Genomic DNA, 12,434 nt, shown 5'->3' on the forward strand with positions numbered 1-12,434 from the left:
CTACGATCATGAAGAGATTGCATAAATACCTTGCTATAGCTGCTGGTGTGACCTTGCTCACGCTCCCAGCATGCAAGAAGGACTTCCTCGAAACGTCCTCCACCACCTCACTGGGGGACAAGCAAGCTGAAGGGACCCAAGAAGGGCTCTTGGGGATCGTCAATGGGCTACATAGTATGATGTACGCCTATAACTTTGGTCAGGGCTTCGGGGCTGGAGCACCTTCGCTCAACCTACGCCTTGACCTGATGAGCGACGATGTCATCAATACGCAGCCTGCTTCCCTAAGAGAGTACACCTATCTGGGAGCGCATAATGAGCGTGGGGATGACGTCATCAACTTCCGGGCTTGGGACTTCTACTATACCCTCATCCAGCACACGAATATCGCTATCCGAGGCTTCAAGAAAACCCTGACAGAAGAGGAGCGTAAGGATAAGAAGATCCGCTACTCCGTAGGGGAAGCCTATGCCTTCCGCGCCTATGCTTATCATCAGCTTGTCCAGCTCTATGCTAAGCGCTACAATGCCTCGACGGCAGCCAGCGATCCTGGGGTCGTCATGCGTACTGATGAAGCGACTAACGCTCAGCTCTATGAGCCTGCTCGCCGTGGTACGGTCGCTGAAGCCTATGCGCTCATCGAGTCAGACCTAAAGATGGCTATGGAGACGCTCAAGGAGCTGGACCAGAAGAATTCGCGCAACCATCTGCGCTACTCGACGGTCTGTGGTATAGCTGCTCGCGTGGCTCTCTGCAAGTCCGACTGGGCTGCTGCTGAGACCTATGCTAAGGAGGCCATAGCGAACGCTAACTCTAAGCTCCAGGAGGGTGAAGAGCTCCTCGATGGCTTCAACGACTACAATGCCAATGAGTGGATGTGGGGCTACCGCTATGCAGAGACGCAGAACCAAGGCTACGGTACTTTCCTCGCCCAGTACTCGACGAATTTCGATAACGGCTGGCAGGACCACTTCCGCTTCGCTGTGAATCGAAATATCTTCGACCAGCTGGGCCCCAATGACGTACGTCGCAAGTGGTGGTACTGCTATGACCTGGATCAGAATATCCCAGAGGATGTCGATGCTGGCTACCTCCCTCTGATTAGTGGAGTGCCAGGCTTTGAGATCACGGGGCAGTGCATGAAGTACCGTGTGCAGAACCACGCTTCCAGTAAGGGCGACGTCCTCATCATGCGCCTCGGTGAGATGTACTACATCCAGGCTGAGGCTGAGGCTCGCCAGGGTAAGAGTGCGGCAGCTCAGACGATGCTCTACACGGTAGTGAAGACGCGTGATGCCGACTTCGTACAGCCCACGGAGACGGGGGATGCCCTGATCGAGAAGATCTTCCTGCACAAGCGCCTGGATCTCCTCTTCGAGGGGGTACGCTTCTTCGATATGAAGCGCCTGGGTATCGTGCCCAATCGCCTTGCAGCGAAGAACTTCCAGATCATTAAGGACTTCGCCGGTCCTGGTGGTGGTGAGACGAAGTACCAGGAGGCTATCGCGAAGAACCAAAATGCATCCTTCGAGACAATGCCTAAGACGCCCGACGATAAGAACTGGCAGTTCAAGATCCCTTACTCAGAGATCAAGGTTAATCCTCTCTGTCAGCAGAATCCTTAGGGCTCTCTGCACTGACTAAATGAATTAGCCCCTACGACTCACTGCGAGTCGTAGGGGCTAATTCGTATCTAAGGGGTATGGAGCTTGAGGCTACCAGCCACCGGTGGCACCACCACCACCCGAGGAGCCTCCACCGAAGCTACCTCCACCGAAGCCGCCGCCGCCAAAGCCCCCGCCACCCCAGCCGCCTCGATTGCGGCCTGAGTTGAGTAGAGCGCCGAGGAGCATGCCTCTCAAGAGCTCGTCATTATCCGACTGACGGCGGTGGTCGCTATGCGAATCGTGCCCGCAGTTGCGACAGCGGTAGTGTCGGCGCTCATAGCGCCCTCCATCGATAAGCTCTGTACGCTCAAGGGCTACCGTACGGGCTCCACAGTGCTCGCAGCGTGTCCATGCGTCACTGATATCACGTCCAGCGGTCTCCGCATAGTGACAGTGGCTACACTGATAGACCGAGTAGAGGCGTGAGCCGATCTCCATCTCCTTCTGCTCAGCAGGTGTCAGATAGCGCCACCCTTCAGCCGAAGTAAGGGGCGCCATCTTATCCTGTCTACACTGCGGGCAGGAGCTGGCGAGGTGGCGTATTTCGTTCAGCACCCGACGTGCATAGAAGTGATAGAGTAGCCCTACGGGCAGGCAGATGATGTAGAGTAGGATGGGGTGGGTCTTAGCTCGGGCTTCGATCAGAGGAAGGCGCTCTCTGGCTAAGGGCGGTGTGCGGCTACGGAGCTTCTCCTCATAGAGGCTGGAGAAGGCGCTATATCCAGCAGAGAATACCAAGACACCGTAGAGGAGCCAGAGCATGAAGGTGAAGGACTCCCCTTCGCCACGTGCCGTCCTGCGGTCGGAGGTGTACTCCTCTCCTTGGAGCACCTTACCTACGGCTACTACACCATTATATATAGCTCCGTCATAGTCCCCTTCGCGCATCAGCGGGATGATGTACTGTCGCTGGATACGGCTGGCACGGACGTCGGTCAATATACCCTCCATCCCATAGCCCGTCTCGAAGCGGACCTTACGCTGGTCCATGACGACCAGCAGCAGGAGCCCATCATTGCGGGTCTTCGAGCCCAAGCCCCATAGCCTAAAGAGGTCCGTGGAGAAGCTCTCGATATCTCGCTCCCCGATACTCGGAAGTATGACCGTGGCGAACTCTACACCCGTCGTGCGACGGATCTCGTAGAGTGCCGCATCGATGCGCTCTCGCCCCTCAGCACTGATGTAGCCCTCGGGGTCGGAGAGCAGACGGGTGCTGTCGGTCGTGAAGACATTCGGTACGAGCTCGGGCGTATAGACCTTCCCCTCGGCCCAGAGACCGAGTGGGAAGAGGCTAATGAGGGCGAGCAGGAGGAGATGTCGGAGCGCTCTATCCATCCTGTAGCGCATAGTCGTTTAAGTGGGGATTACTTCTCCGTAGAGAAGTCGACGGTGGGTGCTACTTCGCTACCAGCCTGAGCCGTGAAGTAGGGGCGCTCACGGAAGCCTGCGAGCCCTGCGACGATGACGGTGGGGAACTTGTTGCGGTGCGTGTTGTACTCCTGAGCTGCGTCGTTGAAGTCGCGGCGAGCCGTAGCGATACGGTTTTCCGTCCCTTCGAGCTGTGAGGAGAGGTCACGGAACTGCTCGTTAGCCTTCAGATCGGGGTACTTCTCTACGACGACCATCAGACGAGAGAGGGCCGAGGAGAGGGCATCCTGATTCTGCTGGAAGCGCTTCAGCGCAGCTTCGTCCATGTCGTTGGCATTGATCGTCGTCGAGGTAGCCTTGCTGCGGGCATTGATGACGCCTTCGAGGGTCTCACGTTCGTGAGAAGTATAGCCCTTGACGACATTCACCAGATTGGGGATGAGGTCGCTACGACGCTGGTACTGGTTCTCTACCTGGCTCCACTTGTTCTTGACATTCTGGTCAATAGTGACGAGGCCGTTGTACTTAGAGATCCCCCAGATGGCGAAGCCACTGATGATGAGGATACTAAAGCCGAAGATAACAGCTACTGCGATAGCCCACTTAGGGAATTTCATTGTTTGCTTACTGTTTTAGGCCGTCTTAGGGGAGTATATCCCGACAAGACGACGGAGGTTAGTGAATACTTACTTCTTGATGTACGATGTACAAAGACTGTGCCAAGGTACACAAATTGTCGGACTTACTTGCGTTGCAGCCCTTTGACTGCCTGAGTCAGATAGAGGGCTGTGGGCGTGGGCGGTATACCCTTCAATAGAGGGTGATGGCTCCAAGCTATGGCCCTCTCCTTCGCATACCATAGGTGGTGGCGTATGAACCGATATTGGTCAGCGGGCGAACCTATATAGGTCGCTGTCGTGACCTATATAGGTCGTCATCCCAACCTATATAGGTTCGCCCGCTGACCAATATAGGTTGTTGCTCGGCGTAGGGATAAAAGTTGCGGACGAGTGGCAGATAAGTTTGGGCTACGTACGTGGTTCTAATATCTACGTACGTGGATATTTGGATTTACGTGCCTGGTCTTTAAGACTACGTACATAGATGCAGAAAAACCACTACGGGAAGGCGGTTTTTTCTTCGCGAGAACGATGCTTTTCCCTCCGCTTAATTAGAGGAATACGCGCGATAAATCGAAGGGCTTGTGTATCTCTTCGGAGAGGCATATCGGGGAGCTGGGTGTGCTACAATAAGTAGGGGGCAGGACTCTCGGCCCCAGTCTCAATATAGGTCAATATCTCTACCTCTACATCCATGTGCGGTATAGAGATACGCCTCCCGCTGCAGACCTATGAGAGTCTTGCAGCGGGAGGCGTATGAAGTGAAGGGGATGGTATCGGGAGGTAGCTTAGCTTTGCGCAGTCTCTAAGAGTGCCTTAGCTGCAGCACGGGTGACGTCGGTGAGCTTGCTACCGCTCTGCATACGCGCGATCTCATCGATGCGCTCCTCGGAGGAGAGGTGGCGGATGTAGCTGCGCGTGCTTGCCTCGCCGTGCTCCTTGTAGATGTAGAAGTGGTCTTCGCCCGCTGCGGCTATCTGAGGGAGGTGCGTCACCGCGAGGACCTGCATGCTCTCGCCCATACGGCGGAGGATCGTGGCGATGCGCTCGGCTGTCTCGCCCGAGACGCCCGTATCGATCTCGTCGAAGATGATCGTGGGGAGGCTGCGGCGGTCAGCGATGAGTGCCTTGATAGCGAGCATGAGGCGGGAGATTTCCCCACCCGAAGCGATCTCCGCTACGGGCTCGGGCTCGATCTCCTTATTCGCGGAGAAGAGGAAGGTGACGTGATCCAGACCGTGAAGGGTGGGAGCGTCTAAGACATCTTGACGGATGACGAAGCGCACATGAGGCATGCCCAGCTCGTGGAGCGTGGTGATGAGGGCGCCTTCGATAGTGCGAGCAGCCTTGGTGCGGGTCTTACTGAGGGCTTTCCCGAGGCGGAGAACCTCGGCTTCGCGTTTCTTGAGGGCTTCGGAGAGGGCAGTGAGGTGCTCGTCAGAGGAGTTGATTTGCTCAAGACGGCTGGAGAGATCATCCCTGAGGGCGATGAGTTCGTCGCAGCTCGTGAGGCTATGCTTGTGCAGGAGCCCACGGATGAGATCCAGGCGAGCCTCGACCTTCGCCAGACGCTTCGGGCTGAAGGTCACTTCCTCCGCCTCGTCGCTCATCGAGCTTGCCAGGTCCTGGAGCTCGATACGTGCGCTCTCCAGACGCTCGCACCACTCAGCAGCGGGCGTGTGGTAGCGGCGGATGCTCTCGACGGAGCGCAGGGCATGGAAGAGAGCAGGTAGGGCACCGTGCTCGTCATCCTCGAGGGCGGAGGCGGCGCTACTGAGCTCCTCACGGATCTCTTGGGCATGGGAGAGCTGACGCTCTTCCTCTTCGAGCGATTCGAGTTCGCCCGACTCTACTTCGGCTTCCTCCAGCTGGTCGTATTGGAACTGTAGGTAGTCCTGCTCGCGTCTCAGCTCTTCGGCCTCCTGACAAGCCTCTTCGTAGGCACGCTGTTCACTGCGGAAGGTGCGGAAGGCTGCCTGATATTCGCTGAGCAAGGGCAGCTCCCCGCTGTACAGATCGAGGACGGAGAGCTGGAAGCCTGCGTCACCGAGGAGGAGGTTCTTGTGCTGCGAATGGATGTCTATGAGGTATTCGCTCAGACGCTTGAGGAGCTGGAGCGAGGCGGGGGTATCGTTGACGAAGGCGCGGCTCTTACCCTTGGCCGTGATCTCACGGCGCACGATGCACTCTTCCTCGTCGCTATCGATATCTTCCTCCTCGAGCATAGCCCCCACGGCTGCGTCAAGGTGGGTGAAGCGGGCTTCGATGACGCAGCGCTCAGCCCCAGGACGGATCGTGGAGCTATCGGCACGCTGCCCCATCAGGAGGGCGATCGCACCGAGGAGGATACTCTTACCAGCACCCGTCTCACCCGTGATGACGGAGAAGTGCGGGGTGAACTGGATGGTGAGCTCATCGATGAGCACGAAGTTCCGAATGCTGAGACTCTGAAGCATAACTGAGAGAAGCGGGGATTAGCGGAGTGCCTGCAGCTGGTCTCCCGCGGTGGGGAAGAGCTGGCGAAGGCGCTCAGAGAGAAGAAGACGCTCGCTCTGGGGTGCGGAGCGGAAGAGCTGGATAAGCTCGGGGAGTTTGGTCTGCTCAAGGTCGGAGAGTACGACCGAGCGGGAACGGATCTTGCGAAGCTCCACGAGTTCCTTAGTGACCTCAAGGAGGACCTCACGGGCCTCCTCAGGGCTGGAGGAGAGGCGGTCTAAGCCCTCGCGGTGGTAGCGGTACCAGCACTGGCGGTAGCGCTCATCTTCCTGCGAGGTCAGGTACTCCAAGCGTCGCGTGCGTGACAGACCACGCTCGGTACTGCTCCAGCCCTTCCAGTCGGGGTGACTCATAGCTGAGGCCACGAGGGCACTCAGGCGAGGCTGGAGGCGACTACCTCCGAGGGGAGAGAAGCTATCAAGGTCGCTCGCGATGACGTACAGCGCGTAGAAGGAGCAGAGCGCCACCAGCGGATGCTCGGGCTCCGTCTCCTGATAGGTGAGTGGGTCGCCTGGTAGGTAGGTGAAGGTGATGCTGGGATCGCGCAGGAGAAGCGTCGGGCTCATATAGTCCGTGCCGTAGACGGGTCGACGGGCGGAGATGACCAGCTCGCCTTTGTACTCACCCGCTTCGCTGCGCTCGTGCAAGGTGAAGATGAAGGAGACATCGATACGCTCACCCTCCTTGTAGGCAAGGTCCGTCCAGCGCGTGCGACCGAGGAGGTCGGTGAGCTGGCGACGCAGACCCTCGTAGTGTATCTGCCCTTCGCTACCCAGCGCCTCTGTCCGTAGCTCTACCTTCGCTCGTAGCTCCTGCGCTTGTAGTGGCAGAAGCCCCAGCGTGAGGACGAGTAGGACGAGGTGGAGTAGACGCATCAGGCTTGACTTGATGGGGCGGACGAAGGGGATAGCTATTCGCCGAGGCGCTTGATGATGAAGCTCGCGATGTCGTGGGCTACAGCATCCTTGCTCTTCAGCTCGTAGGCTTCGATAGAGCCCTCACGGTCGAAGATCGTGACCTTATTCGTCTCATGGGCGAAGCCAGCACCAGCATCTTGCAGGCTATTCAGCACGATGGCATCGAAGTGCTTGGCGTGCATCTTACGCTTAGCCTCCTCGACACCGGCATTACTCTCGAGGGCGAAGCCGACGAAGAACTGCTCGGGGCGCTTGCGGGCGCCGAGCGTAGCAGCGATGTCGGGATTGCGGACGAGCTCAAGCTCCATCTCCGCCTGTCCCTCACGCTTGATCTTCTCCGTGTGGTGATAGCGTGGGCGGTAATCGGCGACGGCAGCCGAGAAGATAGCGATATCAGCCTCCTCGATGACCTCCTCCGTAGCCTGTAGCATCTCTTCGGCCGTCGTCACATGGGTAGTGCGTACAGCTTCGGAGGGCTTGAGTGACGAAGGGCCGAGGATGAGATCGACCTCTGCACCACGACGTGCGAACTCCTCCGCCAGAGCGATGCCCATACGGCCCGTAGAGTGATTGCCGATGAAGCGCACGGGGTCGATAGGCTCGTGCGTCGGCCCAGCCGTGATGACTACGCGACGCCCCTCATAGTCGAGGGTAGAGGAGAAGAAGTCTTCGAGTGCAGCGACGATACCTTCGGGCTCTTCCATGCGACCCTTGCCGACCAAGTGGCTGGCAAGCTCACCTGACTGAGGCTCGATAATGAAGTTGCCACGCTGACTCAGCAGGTCGAGGTTGTCCGTCGTCGAGGGGTGGGCGAACATATCCAGGTCCATCGCTGGGGCGATGAAGACGGGAGCCTTCATCGAGAGGTAGGTCGTCAGGAGCATGTTGTCCGCTACACCGTGCGCCATCTTCCCGATGGTGGCGGCGGTAGCGGGTGCGATGACCATAGCATCTGCCCATAGACCGATATCGACATGGCTATTCCACGTGCCGTCACGTCCGCTGAAGAACTCGCTGATGACGGGGCGTGAGCTCAGTGCAGAGAGGGTGATGGGCGTGATGAACTCCTTCCCCGCAGGGGTGATGACGATCTGTACCTCCGCACCCTTGCGCACGAGAAGACGCGTCAAGACGGCGGCCTTGTATGCCGCGATACTCCCCGAGATGCCGAGGACGATGTGCTTACCGCTGAGGATGCCCATTATAGCTTGCGTGTCTCTTGGTAGAGGCGGGAGAACCAGCGCTTCGTCTCGAGCGGGAACTGTGCGCCCATGACCCAGTTGTAGTACCCAGAGTCCTTGCGGAAGACCTCCGTGACGGGGACACCCTTGTACTTACCGAAGTTGATGACGATCTCGTCCTTGTCGTTGTACGCTAGGCTCCCAGCGAAGTCCACACGACGCCCGTGGGTAGAGAATTCTGCCAGCGCGGGGATATCGTTCTTGAGGTCTTCGGGATAGCGGTCAAGCTGGGCTTCGAGGACTTCGAAGGTAGCCAGCGTGTCCGCCTCAGCCGAGTGGGCATTCTCCAGCGTCTTGTCGCAGTAGAACTTGTAAGCAGCCTCGAGTGTGCGGCGCTCCATCTTGTGGAAGATCGTCTGCACGTCGACGAAGTGGCGGTCGTCGAAGTCCACAGCGACGCCAGCGCGGAGGAATTCCTCGATGAGCATCGGTACGTCAAAGCGGTTGGAGTTGAAGCCCGCGATATCACAGCCCTCCAGCCAAGTGTAGAGGCTGCGTGCTACTTGCGCGAAGGTGGGGCAGTCAGCGACATCGGCATCCGTGATGCCATGCACGGCAGAGGCCTCTGCGGGGATGGGCATCTCGGGATTGATGCGTCGGGTCTTGGTCTCGCGCTCGCCGTCGGGGCTGATCTTCAGGATCGAGATCTCGACGATGCGGTCACGAGTGATCTGTACGCCCGTCGTCTCCAGGTCGAAGAAGACGATCGGGCGCTGTAGATTAAGCTTCATGTATGCAATAGGTGTAGTGCTCCTCGGCTACTATTCGCCTAAGAGCTTCATGGGGATGATCAGGGCGGTGATGTCGATACCTTCGTCGCTGGTGAGCGGGGTGATGACACCAGCACGCGTCTGGTCGTTGAGGCTGAACTGGATCTGCTCGCTCGCTACGTTCTGCAGGAGGCGCTGCAGGTAGCTGAAGTCGAAGCCGATGCGCAGGCGCGTACCAGCCTGCTGGCCCGAGCAGGAGATCGTCTCCTCAGCTGCGATCGAGAGGTCGAGGTCCTGACCAGTGATGCGGATCGAGTCATCAGCGAAGTCGAGGATCACGAGGCTGCTGGCACGGTTCGAGAAGAGCGAGACGCGCTTCGACGCGAAGAATAGCTGATCCTTGTCGACGATGATATTGTGTACCGAGCTGGTGGGGATGACGGAGTTGTAGTTGGGGAACTTCCCTTCGAGGAGACGTGCCGTGAGCGAGCCGCTGGGCATAGAGAAGCTGGCATTGCGCCCGTCAAAGCTGATCGTGACTTCGCCTGCTTCCTTCGCGAGGATCCCGCGGGTCAGGAGCTGTGCGATACGAGCGGGGAGGCAGAAGGATGCCGTCTCACCGCACTTGATGTTGGAGTCGGTGTAGCGCACGAGGATACGGCCGTCGGAGGCTACCGTGATGAGCTTCTCAGGGAAGAAGTCGAGATAGACCCCCGTCATGATGGGGCGCGTATCGTCATCGCTGGCAGCGTAGAGGGTGCGCTCAAGGCCCTTCAGCAGGCTCTGAGCGGGCATGACGATGGTGCGAGCTTCGTCAAGCTCGATGCCCTGAGGATAGATGTCCGCAGAGGTAGAGAGGAAGCTGTAGTGCCCGTTGCTATAGGTGATGGTAGCCTTCCCGCCTTCGCTATCGACGTCGATCTCGATAGGCTGGTCGGAGAGCTCCTTGATAGCGTCGAGGATGATGTTGCTTCGTACGGCGAAGGAGCCATCTTCCCCGAGGTTGTTGACTTCGAGAGCGCAGGTCAGGCGGTTGCTCTGGTCTGCGGCGGTGAGGGTAAGTATGTTGCCCTGAAGCTCGAAGAGGATGTTTTCGAGTACGGGGACTGCTGCTACACTTTTCTGATTGATGACCTTGGCTACAGCCTGGAGCTGCAGGAGCAGGTCGTTGCTGGTGACAGTAAATTTCATGCTGTGCGAATGTAATTTTTGTAGTACACAAATATACGGAATTCCCGCTGGATCAGCACTATGCTACGAGAGGTGCGCCGTCAGCCACGCCCCCTCCTTGAGCCTCCGTGCGAAGGGGCTTCCTTTTACTGCCTTATTACACCGCCGCCGCACCATAGCGATGCCTCAAGCTTCCGCCCTATTTGCGCTCAGCAATGCACCAAAGAAAAGTCATCCGGATAGCTCCTATTCTTTCATTCTCAAGGAGCTGTTTCCCTGAAGCTCTACGGTTATTCTTTGGTCTACGTGCCTGGTCTTTAAATCTACGTGCGTAGATCTTATGATCCTCCTGCGTGATCTTTATGACTACGCACGTAGACGAAGGTTTTACACTACTGCTCTGCTGCTTTTCCTGAGCTGAAATACGGCTTTCTTCGAGGTGACTTGGAGCTTTTCTTCAAGAGAAATGATGTGCCAAGTGGTATGGCGAAGTGCCTCTAAACGAACGCTCCCCAATAGCGTCCTAATGGAAGGAATCGCTATTGGGGAGCGCTGAGATATGGAGGTGAACTTACGCTCGGTGGGGCGTGACGCTTAGAGGTCTTGCTTGATGTCCTCCAGCTCGACGAGCTTATTCATGATCGCATAGATCGTCAGACCGCTGGGGCTGTGGATCTGGAGCTTCTTCGAGATGTTGCGTCGGTGGGTGATGACGGTGTGGGTCGAGAGGTAGAGTTGGCCCGCGATCTCCTTGTTCGTCATGCCCTTGACGACGCAGATGATGATCTCACGTTCGCGTGGTGTGAGGGTCTGTGAGTCCGAGGCGAGAGGAGCTGCTGAAGGCTCGCTCTGCAGGAGCTGGTCGATGGTGTCGGAGATCTGCGTGGGGGAGTCTGCGAGGTGAATCGCAGCGTCGAACTCCTTGAGGATGCCCGCATCATAGAGCCCGTAGCACAGCGCGATGAGCTTCGTGTGCTCAGGGAGATGAGGGAGGCAAGCCCGTGGGGTGGGACCTGTCAGGAGGGGATTGATGATGAAGATATCCGCAGAGATGACCGAAGCGATGTCTTGCCACTCACGACGGTTGTCATCGAGGAGGTAGATGATCTGGGCTTTATAGTGGAGAAGCTTGCGCAGCTGAGCCTCCAGCCCCGATCGGACGATGGAGGACGGCTCTGCGACAGCTATCTTGATAGGCGTGACCATGGGATATATCAGCTTGGGTAGGGTAGAGTAGAGCGGGCCCTTGGTCTCTAGTGATGCCCGCTGTGGGGAGCGCGAGTAGGCGGTGTGACCTTAGGCCTGCTGGCTCTCCAGATATTCGATGAAGGGAGTGAAGATCGCATCCTCGATATAGTTGTGACCAGCGAGGTCGACTTCGACGGCGAAGATATCGTTGAGCACGGCGGTCATCTCGTAGCCCGTCGGAGCGGTGTAGTACTTGATCAGGAGGTTCTTGAGCTCGGTGATCTTGAGCTCGATCTGGTCGTGACGCTTGATGAAGATACCGATGTTGTAGTTGCTGTCGCGCTCGCCCGCCATGAGCTTGCGGGCATAGGGGAAGACGACTCGGTCCTCGTAGTTCATGTGCTTACGCACCTCTTCGGCGTACTCATCGAAGAAGCGGCGTATGACATACATCAGGTCTTGGGGGCAGTTCGACATCGCCGAGAGGAGGCGCTGGCGGATCAGCGGTAGGCGGAAGTCGAGGAAGTAAGAGTGCGAATTGATCAAGTACTTCAGCAGGCTATCCAGATGCACCGAGGCGATGAGCTCGGGCGTGGGCTCATATCCATCGATGATCGAGCTATTGAGGAGGAGAAGCAAGGTCTTGACATCGACACCATGCTCTTGGCATACCTGGCCGATGCTTTGGTCTCCAAAGCCCAAGGGGATGCCGAAGCGCGAGGTGATGAGCAGTGCGCTGGCGCTGCCTAAGATGACGTCACTGATGCGGGTATGAGCTGTGAAGGGCGTGACGTAGGTGTGACCTTGGAGGTGTCTGTATGAGTTCATTGATCAAGTCGTTGAGGGATGCTGTGGAGGCTGTGCTTGGAGGCTAGCCCGATGAATGTAGGGCAAAGGTAGAGCATTATCCTACCGAGTACAATCCACTTAATTAGGTAGATGGGGCGCAGATAATCATTACAAATGGGTATTGTGGCCTCTTTGGGGTTGGTCTACCTTTGCATTGTGAGAGTGATACGGCTTTAGAAGCAATTGACTCTTGTAAATAGTAAACCGT

At 57.4% G+C, this 12,434-nt stretch carries 10 protein-coding genes; 1 reads left to right on the forward strand and 9 read right to left on the reverse strand.

Features of this window, described 5'->3' with window-relative positions:
- The first annotated feature begins 8 nt into the window (after positions 1-8).
- Entirely contained in the window at positions 9-1,625 is a 1,617-nt protein-coding gene (locus HMPREF1323_RS01755) for a RagB/SusD family nutrient uptake outer membrane protein (protein ID WP_009432486.1), read from the forward strand.
- Between the two features lie 90 nt (positions 1,626-1,715).
- Here the strand turns inward: HMPREF1323_RS01755 and HMPREF1323_RS01760 are convergent, their stop codons facing one another.
- From HMPREF1323_RS01760 to HMPREF1323_RS01800, 9 genes are all read right to left on the reverse strand, one after another.
- Positions 1,716-3,014, reverse strand: a complete 1,299-nt coding sequence (locus tag HMPREF1323_RS01760; RefSeq protein WP_083845321.1) for a TPM domain-containing protein — start codon at positions 3,012-3,014, stop codon at positions 1,716-1,718.
- 17 nt (positions 3,015-3,031) lie between these two features.
- Complete coding sequence (locus tag HMPREF1323_RS01765; RefSeq protein WP_009432470.1) at positions 3,032-3,652, reverse strand: LemA family protein; 621 nt, start codon at positions 3,650-3,652, stop codon at positions 3,032-3,034.
- Between the two features lie 791 nt (positions 3,653-4,443).
- Positions 4,444-6,111, reverse strand: coding sequence for a DNA repair protein RecN (gene recN, locus HMPREF1323_RS01770; RefSeq protein ID WP_044123885.1), 1,668 nt, complete (start codon positions 6,109-6,111; stop codon positions 4,444-4,446).
- Positions 6,112-6,129: 18 nt separating this feature from the next.
- Positions 6,130-7,026, reverse strand: coding sequence for a type IX secretion system protein PorD (locus HMPREF1323_RS01775; RefSeq protein WP_009432427.1), 897 nt, complete (start codon positions 7,024-7,026; stop codon positions 6,130-6,132).
- A 35-nt stretch (positions 7,027-7,061) separates the two neighbouring features.
- Complete coding sequence (gene coaBC / locus HMPREF1323_RS01780) at positions 7,062-8,270, reverse strand: bifunctional phosphopantothenoylcysteine decarboxylase/phosphopantothenate--cysteine ligase CoaBC (RefSeq protein ID WP_009432483.1); 1,209 nt, start codon at positions 8,268-8,270, stop codon at positions 7,062-7,064.
- Positions 8,270-9,040 (reverse strand): 3'-5' exonuclease, encoded by a 771-nt coding sequence (locus tag HMPREF1323_RS01785; protein WP_009432472.1) that lies wholly within the window; start codon positions 9,038-9,040, stop codon positions 8,270-8,272. The genes coaBC and HMPREF1323_RS01785 overlap by 1 nt, the downstream gene beginning before the upstream one ends.
- A 30-nt stretch (positions 9,041-9,070) precedes the next feature.
- Positions 9,071-10,210, reverse strand: coding sequence for a DNA polymerase III subunit beta (gene dnaN / locus HMPREF1323_RS01790; protein WP_009432475.1), 1,140 nt, complete (start codon positions 10,208-10,210; stop codon positions 9,071-9,073).
- A 573-nt stretch (positions 10,211-10,783) separates the two neighbouring features.
- The gene (locus HMPREF1323_RS01795) at positions 10,784-11,395 is read right to left on the reverse strand and encodes a helix-turn-helix transcriptional regulator (RefSeq protein ID WP_009432459.1); all 612 of its coding nucleotides are present in this window, start codon (positions 11,393-11,395) and stop codon (positions 10,784-10,786) included.
- Positions 11,396-11,485: 90 nt separating this feature from the next.
- Positions 11,486-12,205 carry a hemerythrin domain-containing protein gene (locus HMPREF1323_RS01800; RefSeq protein ID WP_009432453.1) on the reverse strand — a complete coding sequence of 240 codons (720 nt, stop codon included), beginning with the start codon at positions 12,203-12,205 and terminating at the stop codon, positions 11,486-11,488.
- Between the last annotated feature and the right edge of the window lie 229 nt (positions 12,206-12,434).

The sequence above is a fragment of the Porphyromonas sp. oral taxon 279 str. F0450 genome, from assembly GCF_000292995.1.
GTDB lineage: Bacteria > Bacteroidota > Bacteroidia > Bacteroidales > Porphyromonadaceae > Porphyromonas > Porphyromonas pasteri.

What these genes read in the sequence shown, in the direction of transcription:
- HMPREF1323_RS01755 (WP_009432486.1), top strand. Translation starts at nt 9, where the DNA reads ATGAAGAGATTGCATAAATACCTTGCTATAGCTGCTGGTGTGACCTTG.
- HMPREF1323_RS01760 (WP_083845321.1), bottom strand. Translation starts at nt 3,014, where the DNA reads ATGCGCTACAGGATGGATAGAGCGCTCCGACATCTCCTCCTGCTCGCC.
- HMPREF1323_RS01765 (WP_009432470.1), bottom strand. Translation starts at nt 3,652, where the DNA reads ATGAAATTCCCTAAGTGGGCTATCGCAGTAGCTGTTATCTTCGGCTTT.
- recN (WP_044123885.1), bottom strand. Translation starts at nt 6,111, where the DNA reads ATGCTTCAGAGTCTCAGCATTCGGAACTTCGTGCTCATCGATGAGCTC.
- HMPREF1323_RS01775 (WP_009432427.1), bottom strand. Translation starts at nt 7,026, where the DNA reads ATGCGTCTACTCCACCTCGTCCTACTCGTCCTCACGCTGGGGCTTCTG.
- coaBC (WP_009432483.1), bottom strand. Translation starts at nt 8,270, where the DNA reads ATGGGCATCCTCAGCGGTAAGCACATCGTCCTCGGCATCTCGGGGAGT.
- HMPREF1323_RS01785 (WP_009432472.1), bottom strand. Translation starts at nt 9,040, where the DNA reads ATGAAGCTTAATCTACAGCGCCCGATCGTCTTCTTCGACCTGGAGACG.
- dnaN (WP_009432475.1), bottom strand. Translation starts at nt 10,210, where the DNA reads ATGAAATTTACTGTCACCAGCAACGACCTGCTCCTGCAGCTCCAGGCT.
- HMPREF1323_RS01795 (WP_009432459.1), bottom strand. Translation starts at nt 11,395, where the DNA reads ATGGTCACGCCTATCAAGATAGCTGTCGCAGAGCCGTCCTCCATCGTC.
- HMPREF1323_RS01800 (WP_009432453.1), bottom strand. Translation starts at nt 12,205, where the DNA reads ATGAACTCATACAGACACCTCCAAGGTCACACCTACGTCACGCCCTTC.